The sequence below is a fragment of the Streptomyces parvus genome (assembly GCF_032121415.1).
Taxonomy (GTDB): domain Bacteria; phylum Actinomycetota; class Actinomycetes; order Streptomycetales; family Streptomycetaceae; genus Streptomyces; species Streptomyces globisporus_A.
In genome coordinates, this window is record NZ_CP135079.1 from 6,923,846 (window position 1) to 6,939,391 (window position 15,546).

General features: G+C 69.0%; 12 protein-coding genes and 2 pseudogenes. 11 read left to right on the forward strand and 3 right to left on the reverse strand.

Annotated features, from left to right (window positions below; genetic code table 11):
* Positions 1-237 precede the first annotated feature (237 nt).
* The 4 genes and pseudogenes from RNL97_RS32095 to RNL97_RS32110 all read left to right on the forward strand — a co-directional run bounded on the left by RNL97_RS32095 (position 238) and on the right by RNL97_RS32110 (position 6,532).
* Positions 238-2,502, forward strand: a complete 2,265-nt coding sequence (locus RNL97_RS32095) for a transglycosylase domain-containing protein (RefSeq protein WP_313751553.1) — start codon at positions 238-240, stop codon at positions 2,500-2,502.
* A gap of 72 nt (positions 2,503-2,574) precedes the next feature.
* The gene (locus RNL97_RS32100; RefSeq protein ID WP_030585958.1) at positions 2,575-3,861 is read left to right on the forward strand and encodes a polysaccharide deacetylase family protein; all 1,287 of its coding nucleotides are present in this window, start codon (positions 2,575-2,577) and stop codon (positions 3,859-3,861) included.
* A gap of 36 nt (positions 3,862-3,897) precedes the next feature.
* Positions 3,898-4,672: pseudogene (locus tag RNL97_RS32105) on the forward strand (transposase family protein); the annotation flags it as partial.
* A gap of 1,305 nt (positions 4,673-5,977) precedes the next feature.
* Positions 5,978-6,532: a M23 family metallopeptidase gene (locus tag RNL97_RS32110; protein ID WP_030585956.1), complete on the forward strand. Its 555-nt coding sequence runs from the start codon at positions 5,978-5,980 to the stop codon at positions 6,530-6,532.
* Here the strand turns inward: RNL97_RS32110 and RNL97_RS32115 are convergent.
* A complete protein-coding gene (locus RNL97_RS32115; protein ID WP_030585955.1) occupies positions 6,523-6,894 on the reverse strand; it encodes a hotdog family protein in 372 nt (123 codons plus the stop codon). The two genes, RNL97_RS32110 and RNL97_RS32115, sit on opposite strands and share 10 nt — an antisense overlap.
* Before the next feature lie 436 nt (positions 6,895-7,330).
* Here RNL97_RS32115 and RNL97_RS32125 point away from each other — a divergent pair, with 436 nt between their 5' ends.
* The 6 genes and pseudogenes from RNL97_RS32125 (at position 7,331) to RNL97_RS32150 (ending at position 13,855) form a co-directional block, all read left to right on the forward strand.
* Entirely contained in the window at positions 7,331-7,996 is a 666-nt protein-coding gene (locus RNL97_RS32125) for an alpha/beta hydrolase (RefSeq protein ID WP_313751554.1), read from the forward strand.
* 9 nt (positions 7,997-8,005) lie between these two features.
* Positions 8,006-8,590: pseudogene (locus tag RNL97_RS32130) on the forward strand (SDR family NAD(P)-dependent oxidoreductase); the annotation flags it as partial.
* A 331-nt stretch (positions 8,591-8,921) separates the two neighbouring features.
* Entirely contained in the window at positions 8,922-10,427 is a 1,506-nt protein-coding gene (locus RNL97_RS32135) for a Y4yA family PLP-dependent enzyme (protein ID WP_030593046.1), read from the forward strand.
* Positions 10,417-11,754 carry a pyridoxal-phosphate dependent enzyme gene (locus tag RNL97_RS32140; RefSeq protein ID WP_030593049.1) on the forward strand — a complete coding sequence of 446 codons (1,338 nt, stop codon included), beginning with the start codon at positions 10,417-10,419 and terminating at the stop codon, positions 11,752-11,754. The genes RNL97_RS32135 and RNL97_RS32140 overlap by 11 nt, the downstream gene beginning before the upstream one ends.
* On the forward strand, positions 11,751-12,974 hold the full coding sequence (locus RNL97_RS32145; protein ID WP_030593050.1) for an aminotransferase class V-fold PLP-dependent enzyme: 1,224 nt from the start codon (positions 11,751-11,753) through the stop codon (positions 12,972-12,974). The genes RNL97_RS32140 and RNL97_RS32145 overlap by 4 nt, the downstream gene beginning before the upstream one ends.
* A gap of 80 nt (positions 12,975-13,054) precedes the next feature.
* Positions 13,055-13,855, forward strand: a complete 801-nt coding sequence (locus tag RNL97_RS32150) for a class I SAM-dependent methyltransferase (protein WP_050500241.1) — start codon at positions 13,055-13,057, stop codon at positions 13,853-13,855.
* 60 nt (positions 13,856-13,915) lie between these two features.
* Here the strand turns inward: RNL97_RS32150 and RNL97_RS32155 are convergent, their stop codons facing one another.
* Positions 13,916-14,476, reverse strand: a complete 561-nt coding sequence (locus tag RNL97_RS32155) for a GNAT family N-acetyltransferase (RefSeq protein WP_030593053.1) — start codon at positions 14,474-14,476, stop codon at positions 13,916-13,918.
* Between the two features lie 85 nt (positions 14,477-14,561).
* Complete coding sequence (locus RNL97_RS32160; RefSeq protein ID WP_308381911.1) at positions 14,562-15,023, reverse strand: Fur family transcriptional regulator; 462 nt, start codon at positions 15,021-15,023, stop codon at positions 14,562-14,564.
* Between the two features lie 209 nt (positions 15,024-15,232).
* On the opposite strand from RNL97_RS32160, the gene RNL97_RS32165 reads away from it, so the two are divergent.
* Positions 15,233-15,454, forward strand: a complete 222-nt coding sequence (locus RNL97_RS32165) for a ferredoxin (protein ID WP_030593057.1) — start codon at positions 15,233-15,235, stop codon at positions 15,452-15,454.
* Positions 15,455-15,546: the final 92 nt, after the last annotated feature.

Below are 15,546 nucleotides of genomic sequence, written 5' to 3' on the forward strand. Positions count from 1 at the left end.
AGAGCCGCGATCCGTGAGGTCGGGGAAGTCAGGGTTTGCGACCGCCATACGGTAGTTGGGTCAAGCCCTCATACGTCTGTACTGCCTGCCTGCGTGCATAGGAGTACGGGGAGAGGGCCGATCGTGAGCCAGGCAGGGCAGGGAGCGCACGCTCAGGGAGGCGAGGGAGAGCCCTCCGAAGCGAGTCCCTCGGCACACAGACCGGCACCCGGACAGCGGCTCATGCTCGACGAGACGATGCAACTCCGCGTAACCGGAGGTGGCATACCCACCACCCCCCCTGAAGAGCCGTCCATATCCGGCTGGGGGCGGCGTGAGATACCCGGCGATATAGCCGACACACCTTCCGCTCCGGGGAAAATCGCACGGACCGCACCGACCGGCGACTCCCCAGCGTCCACCTCCGGATCCCGCGTGTCTCGCCGCGCCGACGCCAAGCCCGCCGTGTTCGGCCAGCCGGTTACCCGGCACCGGCGCAAGCCGCCCAAGCCGCCGCCCGCCGCCCGCCTCGCTGCCACGGTCGCCTCCACCACCGGTGCCCTCGTGGCCGTACTCGGCCCGCGGCTTCGCCGAGTGCGGCCGCAGTATCCCCGGCCCGGACTCACTGGCTGGAAGCGCTGGGTGCCCACCTGGCGGCAAACCGGGGGCTCGGTCCTCGCCTCGTTCGGGCTGAGCGTCCTGACCTTGACGGTCGCCTACGCCGTCACCGACATTCCGGACGACCTCAACTCCTTCGCCACCCAGCAGGACACCGTCTACTTCTGGGCCGACGGCACTCCCATGGCCCGCGCTGGCTGGGTGCAACGGCAGGAGATGGAGCTAGACAACGTGCCCGAGGACGTGCGTTGGGCAGTGCTCGCCGCCGAGAACGAGAGCTTCTACAGTGACCCCGGCATCTCGGCCAAGGGTCTCACCCGCGCTCTCCTGCGAACTGTCGGACAGGGCAGCACCGAGGGCGGCTCGACTATCACCCAGCAGTACGTCAAGAACGCCTACCTGAGCCAGGAAAGGACCTACAGCCGAAAGTTCACCGAGGGCATCATGGCTCTCAAGCTCGACAACAAGATGAGCAAGGACGAGATCCTGGAGGGATACCTCAACACCAGTTGGTTCGGCCGCGGCACCTATGGCATCCAGCGTGCAGCCCAGGCGTACTACGGCAAGGACGTAAGCGAACTCAACGCCAGCGAGGGCGCCTTCCTCGCCACCCTCCTCAAGGGCGCCGGACTGTACGATCCGACGCTCGGCCCGGCCAACCGTGCCCGCGCGGAAGAGCGGTGGCGGTGGACGCTCGACCGGATGGTGAAGATCGGCAGGATGTCGCCGGAGGAGCGCGCCGGCTACCGGACCTTCCCGAAGGTGTTGGAAAGCAACCCGCTCTACAGCACCGGCGAGCAGAGCGACTACCTGGTGGAACTCGCTACCCGGTACGCCAAGAAGAGGGCCCGCATCTCCGACAAGGACTTCGACCGCGGGGGCTACCAGATCTACACGACGTTCGACAAGCAGCGCGTGGACCAGCTCACCCGGGCCGTCAGCAGCGCCCGCAAAAAGGCCCGTGAGGACAACCCGAAGGCGGCGAAACACGTCCACTACGGCGCCGCCTCCATCGCTGTCGACGGGCGGATCCTGGCCATCCACGGCGGCCCCGACCACCGCAAGCAGGGCTACAACGAGTCCAACGCGACCACCGTGCCCGCTGGCTCGGCGTTCCAGCCGTTCGTCTACGCTGCCGCTCTGGAGCACGGCGTGCGCAAGCGCAGGGACAGCGCCCCCGAGCCGGTGACGGGCGCGACGGTGTACGACGGCGAGGACGAGGTGCCGGTCACCACGCCGGAAGGGCCCTACTGGGACCGCAGCGGTCGCAAGGTCGCCGCGAAGAACGATGGCGGGCGATCCTACGGGCGGATCACTCTGCACCGGGCCCTCGCGTCATCCGTCAACACCACCTTCATGCAGCTCGGTATGGACACCGGACTGGACAAGGTCCGCGACACCGCCCGGGCCGCCGGACTGCTGACCTCCAGCCTCGGCGCCCAGGTGCCCGCACTGGCCGCCGGAAGCTCTAGACCCAGCGCCATCCGTATGGCAAGCGGCTACACCACCTTCGCCGCCGAGGGCCGGCACACCGAGCCGTACGCCATCCTCAAGGTCACCCGCAACGGCCACGAGGTCCCCACGGACGTCCCGGTCGCGCGCGCGGCCGTGGACGCCGACACCGCCGCTGAGGTGCAGTCCGCCCTGACGGACGCCTTCCGCACCGCCTACCCGGAGACCGCCGCAAAGGCGGACGGCGAGGTCGCGGGAAAGAGGGGCACCACCGAGGACGACACCGCCGCCTGGTATGTCGGCACGGAGAAGAAGGTGTCCACCGCAGTCGTCGTCTACCGCATCGACCTGGCCAAGAGCTTGGAGCCCCTACCGTTGGAGGGACTGGGCGGCACGATCAGCGACAGCGTTCCTTACGGCATCTGGTCGGAAGCCCTGAGCCCGCTCGGCTGACCACCGGCACGACCGACACCGTCCACTTCCGCGCCTCCCACAGGCTGAGGCCGCCAAGAGATTGAGCCGTTCATGAACAAGCCGTCGGGCCGACGCCGCAAGGACCCCGCGCCCCGCCGCCCCCCCGCCCGCCCTCGGATGCTCGCCCTGGCGGTACTCGTCGTCGTCGCCTCAACCCTCGGCGGCTACCTGGTCCTGTCCGGCACCGACGACACGGCCCCGACCGCGTCCGCGACGAACCGCTCGCCGCGCCAACCGCTGTCCGGGGATTCGGGGAAACCGGCTTGGGACGGCAAGGTCAAAGTGATCGGCGACGGCTCGACCTCCTACACAGGCCCGCAGAAGGGGCAGCTCAAGCCCCGGCCCCTCAAACCCGGCGAGAAACCACCGCAGTTCGTAGTGTTCTCCTGGGACGGCGCCCTTCAAGGCGATGACGGACTGTTCGCGCACTACCGGGAGATGGCCAACCGGCACAACGCCCGCATGACCTTCTTCCTCACCGGCATCTACCTACTGCCGAAGGGCAAGAGGGACCTGTATGACCCGCCGCAGCACCCCCGGGGCAGCGCGGCCATTAGCTTCCCCACCGACGAGCACGTCTACACCACACTGGAGCAGCTGAGCGGGGCCTGGAAGGACGGCAACGAGATCGGCACCCACTTCAACGGGCACTTCTGCGGCCCGAAGGGCGGCGGCGACTGGACCGTGCCCGAATGGAAAAGTGAGATCGACCAGTTCTACGACTTCGTCGAGAAGTGGAAGACGAACACCGGAAGGACCGATCTTGAACCGCTGCCGTTCGACATACGCCGCGAGGTCGTCGGCGGCCGCGCGCCCTGCCTCGAAGGCCAGGCGAACCTCCTCAAGGCCGCCAAGACCTACGACTGGCGCTACGACGCCAGCTCCGCCGGTGACTTCCAAATATGGCCTCAGAAGAAGAACGGCATATGGGACTTTCCGCTCCAGATGCTTCCGTATGAGGGAGGCAAGTATCAAGGCTTGTCCATGGACTTCAACTTCCTCTACAACCAGTCCGAGGGCAAAACCGACGGCGATCCGGCCATGCACCCGAAGTGGCAGCAGGAGACCCTGAACACCTACATAGCCGGGTTCAACCGCGTCTACTACGGCAGTCGCGCACCTCTGTTCATCGGCAACCACTTTGAGGAGTGGAACGGCGGCATCTACATGAAGGCCGTCGACCAGATGATAGAGAAGGTGTGCACTAAGAAGGACGTCCATTGCGTTTCCTTCAAGGAACTTGCCGACTGGATGGACGTCCAGAAGCCCGCCACACTGGAGCGGCTCCGCAGCCTCGACCCCGCCCAATCTCCGGACTGGTCCACCGTCGTGAAGTGACAGCCCAACGGCCTTTGCTCCCGGGCCGGTCATGGCATGAACGGCACCGGGCCAAGCTGGTGTGCCGGGGTGGCCCTGATGATTCCGTATCCTGCCATGCTCGACGTCTTGCACGAGCTGGTTGAGCATGTTTCCTGGCTGCTTCACGAGCACCGCCGAGCTCGCAACACCCGCTGGCGCAAGCTCGGCTGCTTCAAGCAGGCACTCCTCACGCTGGGCCATCTGCGGAAGAACGAGACGTTCTCGCAGCTCGGAACCGGTTTCGGAATATCCCAGGCCATCGCCTGGCGGTACGTCGACGAAACGCTGGACGTCCTGGCCTACTGGGCGCCCGGCCTGCGTGAAGCCCTCACCGGCCTCGGTGAAGGCGACCACGTCATCGTTGACGGCACCTTGACCCCCATCGACCGGATCGCCGCGGACGAGCCGTACTGCTCGACGAAGCACCGCAAGCACGGAATGAACGTGCAGGTCATCGCCCGGTCCGAGGTCACACCTCTGTGGTTCTCCCGCGACACCGGACCGCACCCATGATCTGACTCCGGCCAGGGCTCACGGCATCGTGCAGGCGCCTTACCAGAGAGATCCTCATCCTTGCGGACCGTGCCCAGGGCGCCGGCGCAACGGTCCGCACTCGGTACCAGAACCACCGCGAACAGCCCGAGCACTACCCGCAGTTCAACCGAGACCACGCGCGCCTGAGAGCACCGGGAGAACGGGCCGTCGCACAGTTGAAGTCCTGGCGAATCCTCCGACGAGCCCGATGCTCCACCGCCGCATCGGCACCATCGTCCAAGCCGTCCACACCCTCTACTGGCGCATCGAGCTCGACCCCGCCGCGCCCCGGAACTCTCCTCCGGGGCGCGGCGGCATGAGCGGCCGCGCTGCTGGAAGGCCATGCGAAATCGGCCTGACGCAGCAGTTTCAGCCGTCTTTCCTTCATGAGGCAGTCGCGGTCGCGGCGCTGCTCAAGGATGACGTGGTGAGTCTGTCGAAGCTCTTTCGCTCGCTGCGTACCGTCTTGGCTGTCGCCGCTGTCGCCGCTGTCGCCGCTGTCGCCTGCCTCGCACTGGCGGGCTGCACCCAGTCCCCGGCGAAGCATGACGAACGGCTCACCAAGGCCGCAGGTGTCGCCCGGGTCACGATCGTGTGCTCGAAGGACTTGTGGAACGAGACGAAGCCGGACGGCGTGAACGTCAGCAACGGCCCCGAGAACACGGCGAAGGCGACGGTGTCCGCGGTCTCCACCGGCCCGTGCGCCAACCGAGGCTCGTGGAGGTGACGATGACCGGCACGAACCTCGTGGCCTACCTCAAGGAGCTGGACGCCAACGCTCACCCGTCCTCATGGAACGGCATCCCGGACAACGCGATCGACTCGAACTGAGCGTCGTCGGAGGCTTCGGCCGTCACTTTGGGCGGAAAGAACGATCACGGACAGAGGGAACACGTCCCCGTACGCCTCGCTGAACACCGCGCTCTGGTTGCCGTAGTACTGAAGCCGACCGCGAGAACGTGCAGAGGCATGCCTCTCAGGGCTGTCCCGCGGGCTCTGCTGCCCAGCTGAGACAGCGCGGCAGGGCCCTGGAACGTCGCCTGTGGCAGCAGGTCCATCAGGAGCTGGCGAGGTGCGCAACCAGGAGCTGAGGGGGCAACCAGTTCGCCTGGGCGGAGGCCGGCGAGGATTACCTGATCCAGTCGGTCAACACCGCGAAAGACGGCGGGGCCCAGCTGTTCACCCACAACTACGCCAAGCCCGGCGACCGGGTCGGTCCGCACGCCTCGTACCACTTCGCTTAGCTGGTGCTGGCCAGCGACTCTGGAGAACGAGACAGCCTCCCGAACCGGGATCCCGGCGGGCTCGACGCTGATCTTCGTCGAGGACCCGCTCACCGTCGTGGGTGGGCCCACCGTGGCTGGGTCCGGCCCGACGCTCGGCCTAAACGCGATGTTCCCGGGGTACCTCGTCCCGTTCTGCGACAGCCGCTGGGCTGGTGGCTGGGACCGGGCATAGGCCCTGAGGCCCTTGTCCGCCCGGCGGCCGACAGCTGATCCTTGCACTCCTGCCCCGACGGGGCGCGGAGGCCGGGTACCCGGGAACGTGGACGGAGTCGTACATGAGCGGGATGAAGAGAGTTCTGCGCCGCACGGCGGTAGGGGCGAGCGCGCTGCTCACGGCGGTGGGTATCACCATGACGGGGGCGTCCCCGGCCGCGGCGGTGGACTACTACTACGAGCTGCCGTACCCGGCGGGGGAGGCCTACACGGTGACCCAGGGGCCGGAGGGCACGTACTCCCACACCGGTCCCTACAACGAGTACGCGTGGGACTTCGGGCTCCCCGCCAACTACGAGGTGTCCGCCGCCCAGGCAGGCACCATCGTCTTCTCGAACTGGTCGCCGTACTGGCAGAACGGCATCGAGGTGCTCATCCGGCACTCGAACGGCCAGTGCACCCACTACGCGCACCTGAACCGGTCGTTCTACGAGCCGGGCGACTGGGTTCCGCAGGGCCGGATCGTCGGCTGGTCGGGCAGCACGGGCGCCTCCACGGGCCCGCATCTGCACTTCCAGGTCATCGACTGCAACAGCCGCGTGGGCCTGCCCGCCACCATCCAGGGCTGGACGCCCTACACCGGGACGCGCCCCGTCAGCGTGAACCACTACGCCTGACTGGACCGGACCCGCACGGGTGGTGCCCCCGGCACCACCCGCATGCCCGGTCCCCGGACCCGGTAGATGCACCTGTCGTCGCCCCACAATGACGCGTCCGCCACGGTGTAGGGACCCCGTGCGTCCGTGCCGCTCTCCACGATGTCCATGTCCACTCGGATCAGCCGGTTGGCCGGGATGATCTGGCCGCGGCACGTCCAGGTCGCCTCGCGGCCCGGCAGCACCGGTTGGAACCCGGGGTCGACGAGCCCGTCGGCCGCGCCCTGCTCCAGCAGGTGGTACTGGAGCAGTTGGCACATGGCCTCGATCCCCAACGAGCCCGGCTGCACGGGGTCCTGGAAGAAGTGGGCCCGGAAGAACAAGGCGTCCGGACGGACGTCCTTCGGGCGCGGGCAAGGGACTGGCCTACCTGCACGTCGCCCTCGCCAACCCAAAGCAGCCGCTCTTCGCCCGCCTGCGTGAACTCTGGACCGGCACTCTGATCGCCAACCCGGTCCTGCCCGCCGACCAGATCCCCGCCGACGGTGGACGCGAAGCAGCCGAACGCCTCCTGGGCGCAGGCGTCGACCTCATCGCACTGGGCCGCCCGTTCCTCGCCAACCCCGACCTCGTCCAGCGCATCCGCACCGGAGCCCCGATCAACACCGTCCACGCCAAGTACGCGATGTACACCGGCGGACCCACCGGCTACACCGACTACCGCACCATGCACACCCACGACTGACTTGGGTCTGGTCGGCGAACGCCAAGGACGAAGAACCGCTCCAGCCCCGGGCGTGCGGGCACCCCGGTGGAGCCATGCGAACCGATGTGTCCTACCTCAGCAGCCGACCGGAGATCGGCTCCGACCGGATCGGCGCCCTGGGCATCTGCGCCTCCGGCGGCTACGTCATTCCCGCCGCGGTCACCGACCACCGCATCCGCGCGGTCGCGACGGCCGGCGCCGTCGACCTCGGACTGTACTTCCGGGTCGGCCCCGACGGCACCCAGGACCCCGCCGCCCTCCAGGCGCTGCTCGACGCGGCGGCCGCGGCACGCACCACCGAGGCGGCCGGCGAGCCGCTCCCGACGATGTCCGTGCGCCCGACTGAGGAAGAGGCACGCGCCGGCGGCCGCTACTCCTACGAAGCCTGGGAGTACTACAGCACCGACCGCGGCCGGCACCCGCGCCAGGCCGACGAGTTCACCTTCTCCAGCGTCGACAAGATCATGAACTTCGACGCCTTCCACCTCATCGGTCTGCTCGCCCCGCGACCGCTCCTGATGGTCGCCGGCAACGAAGCGGCCACCGCCTGGATGTCCGAGGAAGCGGTCAAGAAGGCCAACGAGCCCAAGCGGCAGCACTGGATCGAAGGAGCCAGTCACGTCGACCTCTACGACCGCTACGTACCCCAGGTCACCACCGAACTCCTCCCGTTCTTCACCCAGAACCTCGCGGCGCAGACCGCGCACGCGACGGTCTGAACACCGCTCGAGTTGCAGTTCGGGACCAACCACCTGGGCCACTTCGCCCTGACGAACCTGCTCCTCCCGCGCATCAGGGAGCGGGTGGTCACGGTGGCCTCACTCGGGCACCGGATCGGCTCAATGGACTTCTCCGACCTTCAGTGGGAGCGCAGGCCGTACCGGCCCAACGCCGCCTATACGCAGTCCAAGCTGGCCAACCTCCTGTTCGCCGCCGAACTCCAGCGCAGACTCACCCGCGCGGGACCACCCGTCATCTCGACGGCCGCGCACCCCGGCATCTCCTCGACGAACCTGATGCGACCGGAGAAGAAGCCCTCCCTCGGATGCCGCGTCGAGAAGGTCCTCGTCGGGCTCGTCGCCCACAGCGCCGAGGAGGGGGCCCTGCCCACGCTGTACGCCGCCACCGCGAACCTTCCCGGCGACAGCTACGTCGGCCCCGACCGGCTGTGGGGCATGCGCGGCGCGCCGACGCTGGTCGGACGGGCCCGCCGAGCACGTGACGGCACGGCGGCACGGCGGCTGTGGGAGGTGTCGGAGGAACTGACCGGCACGCGCTTCCCCCTCGATGCGCCCGCGCCCTCTGCCTCGTGAAGCTGGGCGAGGAAGTCCTCGGAATCCCTGTGGGACCAGCGCCGCAGGTCGTCGAGTGTGGTCACGCCGACGCGCGCGGCGGCGACCTGTTCGGGTGTCCTGTCGATGTACGCCGCCCGCCATCGACCCGGGTATGCGCGGCAGGATCGGGAACCGGCCGCGACAGCGAGCGCGGCAGCACGCTCTACCGCAGCCTCAGAGCCTTCTCCCGCAACACAGGACTGTGCTTCGGGAACCGGATCAGTGAGGCTTAGGAGCGGTTGTACCTGGAAACGACTACTCCCGAGCGATCGCCGCTTCGGTGGTCGGCCGACGCAGGGAGAGACCTTACGTGGACGCGCCCTTATATCTGAGACCCAGGGTGGAGCCGCCGCTCGCCGGACTACTGACGGACCGGCACTTCCTGCACTCGCTCGTCGACGCGCTGGGTTCGCCGCTCAACGTGCTGCTCCCCGAGGCCGTGGCCGAGAACGCCGCCCGCTTCCGCACCGTCTACGACCGCCACCATCTCACCGGACGCGTGTACTTCGCACACAAGGCGAATCGTTCCAGCGCCCTACTGCGGCGACTGGCGGCGGAGGACCCGGCCGCCGTCGGCGTCGACGTCGCATCCGTGGCGGAGCTGAGGCACGCACTGGGTTGCGGGTTCACCGGCGACCGCATCATGGCCACCGGTCCCAAGGACGCCGCGTTCCTCTGGCTGGCCGCCCGAGTCGGAGCGACCGTCAATCTGGACTCGCCCGGCGAACTGGAACGGCTCTCCGGCCTGGTGCGCGCGCACGGGTTCGGCCGGGTCGCCGTGCTGGTACGCCTGTCGGGGTTCGAGCACGCCTCCGGCCGCGAGGGAGCGGGCACCCGACTGCTCTCCCGGCGCAGCCGGTTCGGCACTCCGGTACAGGGCGCGGAGGCGCTGCTGTCGGCGCTCGAACGCAACGCGGAGACGGTGGAGTTCGTCGGCGCCGCCTATCACCTCGACACCACCGGCTTGGAGGAGAAGGCGCGGGCGTTGGAGCAGTGCGTGCTGTTCATGGACGAATGCCGGGCGCGGGGGCTCTCACCGCGCGCTCTGGACATCGGGGGTGGATTCGGCGTCGGCTACGTCGCCGAGGCGGAGGAGTGGGAGCGGTGGACCACCGCGCTGACCGAAGCGGTGCTCGGTGTCCGCCCGCCGTTGACCTGGCGCGGTCACGGATACGGGCTGCGCAACGAGGGCGGTACGGTGCGCGGCGCCGCCGCGCTGTACCCCGCGCACCGCCCCACCGCGGGCCCCGGCTACCTCGACGAGCTGCTCTCCCTGCCCGCGCCGGTGCTGGGCCGCCATACCGCCACCCTCCTGCTGGAGCACCTTCACGACCTGCACATCGAACCGGGGCGCTCTCTCGTCGACCAGTGCGGACTGTCGCTCGCCCGCGTGCTGGACGTACGCCCCGCGGACCCGGACTCCGGGCAGTACCTGGTGCACCTCGCCATGAACGCGGGTGACATGAGCCTGGAGGAGCACGGCGTCCTGGTGGACCCCGTCCTGCTGCCGCGGGGTGGGACCACCGCGGCCGTTGACGGGGAGGCTGTCGGTGTCTACCTCACGGGCAACCTCTGCCTGGAAGGTGATCTCCTCACGCGCCGTCTGGTCCACCTGCCGCGGCTGCCGGTGGCGGGGGACCTGCTGGCTTTCGTCAACACCGCCGGGTACGCCATGGACTTCCACGCCCACCGTGCGCAGCGGCAGCCGGTCGCGCGGACGGTCGCGGTGGAGCGGCGGGGCGAATCCTGGAACTGGTGCCCGGACGAGGACTACTGGCCGATCACACCCGTGGGGGAGCAGCCGGATGAGGTATGACAGCATCACCGAGGCCATAGGCAACACGCCTCTGGTGCGCATAGATCCCGCCGTGCACGGACTGCGCAACATCGACCTCTACGCCAAGCTGGAGATGCTCAACCCGTTCGGTTCCGTCAAGGACCGGCCCGCGTGGCACATGGCCCGGCCCCACCTGGAGGCTGCCACCGACGCCGAAGGAACGGTGGTGGAGCTTTCCAGCGGCAACACCGCCAAGGCGCTGGCCCTGCTGGCGGGTATGCACGGTGTGAGGTTCAAGAGCGTCACCAACCGCATGCGCGTACCCGAGATCAAGGAACTCCTGCTGCTCATCGGCGCCGAGATCGAGGAACTTCCCGGGCGCAGCGAGTGCCTCGATCCGACCGACACGGACGACCCGCTGACGCACTTCCACCGGGCGCTCTCCGATCCGGGGAGCACGTATCTGCACACCGACCAGTACTTCAACCCCCGCAACGTCGAGGCCCACGCGGAGGGTACCGGTCCCGAGATCGTGAAGGATCTGGACGGCCGGGCGCCGGACTGGTTCATCGCCTGTGTGGGTACGGCCGGTTCGTCGACCGGTGTGGCCAGGGTCCTGCGCGAACACGACCCGCGCGTGCGGGTCCTCGGCCTGGTAGCCCACAAATCGGACTTCATACCAGGCATCCGCACCATCGACGAGGTCCACCAGGTCGGTCTGTTCGACCCGGCGACGTACGACACCATCGAGTCGGTCACCTCTGACGAGGCCATCGACGGAATGATCACCCTGATCCGCCGCTGCGGACTGCTGAGCGGACCGACCGGCGGCGCCGCCTACCAAGGGGCGGTTCGTCAACTGCGCTACGCAGACGAGGAGCTGGACGGGACGGGGCAGCGTCGTACAGCGGTGTTCATCGTGTGCGACCGGGCCGAGAGCTATCTCAGCTATGTGCGTCAGCGGCGCCCGGAACTCCTGGGCCGAACGGGCCGCGGGCGGTCCGCGGTGGCCGTCACCGGCGCCGAGGCCCGTGCGGAGGCTCGCGTCATCGGGGTGGACGACGCCCGGCGCTGGTCTGCCGAGGGCGATCCTCGTCCCCTCGTCGTCGACCTGCGCAGCCCGCACGCCTACGCCGCCCTGCACATCGAGGGCTCGGTCAACATCGTCGACGAGGTGTTCGAGGACCTGCTCCGTGGCGGGCTTCCCTTCAGCAAGCGCACTCCCGTACTGCTTGCCTGTCCCGTCGGCGAGAAGTCACTGCGTTACGCTGCCGCACTGTCCCGGATGGGCCACCCGGACGTCCGCAGTCTGGCCGGCGGGATCGTCGCCTGGCGGGACGCGGGCGCACCGCTGGTGCGCGAATGAGCCCGGCGGACCCGCTACCTTCCCCAGAGCCTGAGAACCCGCTCTGGCAGCAGGAAGCGAGGGAACAGTTCCCCATCATCACGGCACACCCGGAGCTGGCATACCTCGACAGTGCTGCCACGTCCCAGAAGCCACGTGCCGTGCTGGAGGCCGTTCAGACCTACCTCACGACGTCGAACGCCAACGCGGGCCGCGGCACCTACCCCTGGGCCAACCGGACGACGGAACTGGTGGAGTCGACCCGCGAGCGGGTCAAGGAGTTCCTCCATGACCCCGAACCGGGCCGCACCGGTGTCCACTTCACCAATGGCACCAGCGAGGGCCTGCGTACCGTCGCCCGGGACTGGCTCGTGCCGTACCTCAGCGACGGGGACGAGATCCTCGTGCCGTACGCCGACCACCGGGCCAATCTGGACCCCTGGCTCGAGGCCCGGCGGCTGCTGGCCGAGCGCGGCGTCCAGGTCCGCGTGCAGGCGCTGCCGTACCAAGCGGGCTCCGGAGACTACGACCAGCTGGCCCTGCACCGGGCCGTGGGCCCGCGAACCCGCTTCGTGGCCGCCACCCACGTCCACCACGTCTACGGCGGCGACATGAACGTGCACCGTATCCGTGAAGCGGTCGGCCCGGACGTGGCCATCTGCCTGGACGCGGCGCAGAGCGTCGGCCACCTGCCCGTCCACCTCGACGACCCGTCCCTCGACGTGGACTTCGTGGTCTTCTCCGGGCACAAGGCGATGGCGCTGCCCGGCTCAGGGGCGGTCTGGGCGCGCAATACGCGAGGGCCGGCGTTCCGGCCGGAGGGCTGGCAGGGCACGCCCAACACGACCGGCATCGTCTCGCTGCGGGCCGCCCTGGACTGGCTCGACACGATCGGACCGGAGCGCGTCGCGCACTGGACGACGACGCTCACCACCCGGTTGACGGACCGGCTCGCGCGTCTGGGGCCGTACGAGATCGTCGGCTGCCAGGCGAGCCTGTCCACCGACTCCGCCTTGCCCGCCGAGCAGCGCCGACGCGGCATCGTCACCTTCCGGCACCGCGACATCCCCTCGGATGATCTCGGGTTCATTCTCTTCAGCCACGGCTTCATGGTGCGGGCCGACAACCTGTGCCAGGCCGGCTCCGACGCTCGGGACGCTTCGGTGCGCGTGAGTCTGCACGTGTACAACACGGTGGAGGAGATCGACCGGCTGCTGGCCGTCCTTGCGTCGTTGGCGTGAATGGCAATTGATAATCGTTACCATCTGTAGATTCGTCGGTGCTCCCGCACGGACGAGCGACAGACGAGGTGACGCAAGCTATGGGTGTGAGCATGGCGACGGCCAGGACCTGGGTCGAGCGCTGGGAACGTCAGCAGGAGCGGTACGCGGTGGACCGCGAGGAGCGATTCACCGTGATCGCCGATATCGTCGAGCACGTCGTCGTCGGCCGCGCCGACCCCCTGCTGCTGGACCTCGGGTGCGGCCCCGGCTCCCTGGCCGCCAGGCTCGCCGTCCGCTTCCCGCAGGCCGAGATCGTGGCCGCCGACATGGACCCCGTGCTGCTGGAACTGGGGCGCACCCACCATGCCGACGCCGCCCGTTACGTCGACACCGTCGTCGGAGCGGACGGCTGGACCGACGCGCTCCAGCTGGACCGCCCCTTGGACGCGGCCGTCTCGACGACCGCCCTGCACTACCTGGCCGAGCCGGTGCTGCTGCGCACCTACCGTGCCCTCGCGTCCCTGCTGCGCCCCGGCGGCGTCCTGGTCAACGGGGACCACTTCCCGCCGGCTGCGGCGGCCTGCTCGGAGCTCACCGCCCATGTGGGTCGTCGCAGGGCCGAGCGCTTGGGCGGCCACGCGTCCGAGGACTGGTGGTCCTGGTGGGACGCCGCGGCCCGGGACCCCGAACTGACCGACCTCCTCGATGAACGCCTGCGGCGCCATGCCCTCCATGGCGGCAGCGGCGGCGACGAGCAGGTCACGGTGGGCCGACACGCCGCACTGCTGCGTCGGGCCGGCTTCGCCCACGTCGCGCCGGTCTGGCAGTTCGGAGACAGCACCGTACTGGTGGCGGTCATGGGGACCACGGGCGGACTTTCCGCCCCTCTCGGAACCTGAGGTCCGCGGCGGAAGCGGATCGAGCGAGGCCGTTGCGGAGGGCGGAAGTTGCCGCGGCTCTCACAGGACCAGACTCATCAGGATCTCGTCGCGGTCGTCGCCGGGGGACACGCGCAGTGCGCCCGGCCATCTGCCGACCTCTGTCCAGCCCGCCTTGCGGTAGAACTCCTCCAGCCCCAGACCGGACCGTACAGCGAGCTGCAGTCGCTCCAGCCCCATCTCGTCGCGCGCGACACCCTGGGCGTGCCGCATCATCGCGGCGCCGACGCCCCTGCCACGGAAGCGCACGTGTGTCTGGACGTGGTTCAACACGCCGCAGTGCGCCGCGAGGGGATGCGCCTCGCGGCGCAGCAGCAGCCAGCCCGCGAGTGCACCGCCCACGGTCGCCACGAGGATTCTGCTGTGGTCGGGGGACAGTTCACGAGTGATTCTCTCGACCGCCGGGCGGAGCGCGGCCCGGGCCACCGGCGGAAGCGGGCAGCCCATCGGGACGACGGCCCCTCCTGCGTTGACGACCGCCGTCCAGCATGCGGCGAGGTTCCGCCGGACGGCTTCGGTGGCGTCATGGGGCCGACTGAGTTGTGTGATCACGGTGCTGGGTGCCGTCTCGGACGCTGTCACACCCGTCAGATTGCCAGCACCTTGCGGATCTCCGCCATGAGCTGCTGAGCCGGAGCGCGCACTGCCGGCCGGGCGCGAACCCCGCTCAGGCGTGCTGTTCCGCCGGAGTGTGCGCGGTTACGTCGACGCGGCAGCGGTCGCAGACGCCGGAGAGTTCCACGGTGTGTTCCACCTCGGTGAATCTCATGGTCTCAGCGACGCCGTCCGCCCACCGTTCCACGGGGTCGGCGTCGACCGCCGCGCTGAAGCCGCAGTTGCGGCAGACGAGGTAGTGGCGGTGCCCGTCGGTGGGCCGGGGACGGTAGAGACGTTCTCCGGTCCTGTCCCGCACCACGTCGACCTGTCCGGCGCGCTCCAGGACGTGCAGGGTCCGGTAGACCGTGGTCAGGCCGACGGTGATGCCCTCGGCTTCGAGAGTCTCGTGCAGCTCCTGTGCGGAGGTGAAGTCGGCTCGGTCGTACAGGGTGCTCAGGACAGCCATCCGCTGCCTCGTCGGTCGCCATGACGCCGGTGACTGCTTTGCCGGTGCGTCGCGCAGGACGCCCACCTCCCAGTAAGCGGGGCCAGTTGGCTGTGTGCCATGTCGGCCGGGTTTGCCTCGACGGCGGAACGACCTTGCGCGGAGCTGACGGTCCTGGGTGTGAGTGCACCCGTCGGCCGACTCGCTGAGCTTATTGAATATGGAAGTCATTATCTACTACTGTCTGCCTGTGTCGCATCGGCGGTCGCGGACGCGACTGCAGAGGAGGGGCTCTCATGACGTTGTCGGACCAGGCGCCAGGAGCCGGGAGGGTCGGCGCGGAGCGGGGTCGGTGCGTCGGCGCCGGGCAATGCGTGCTCGCCGCACCGGCCGTCTTCGACCAGGACGGGCACGACGGGCTGGTGGTCGTCCTCGCCGAGGTGCCGGCGGCGTCCCAGTCGGACGCTGTGCACGACGCCGTGTGGTCCTGCCCGTCCGGGGCTCTCACCTTCCGGTAGCGGGAAGCCGGGCCGCGCCGAGGGCGTGGCAGTCCGGCTGTGCATGCGTCCGTTCATATCTGGCCATCCGCCCGTGCGGGGGGTGGCACTTC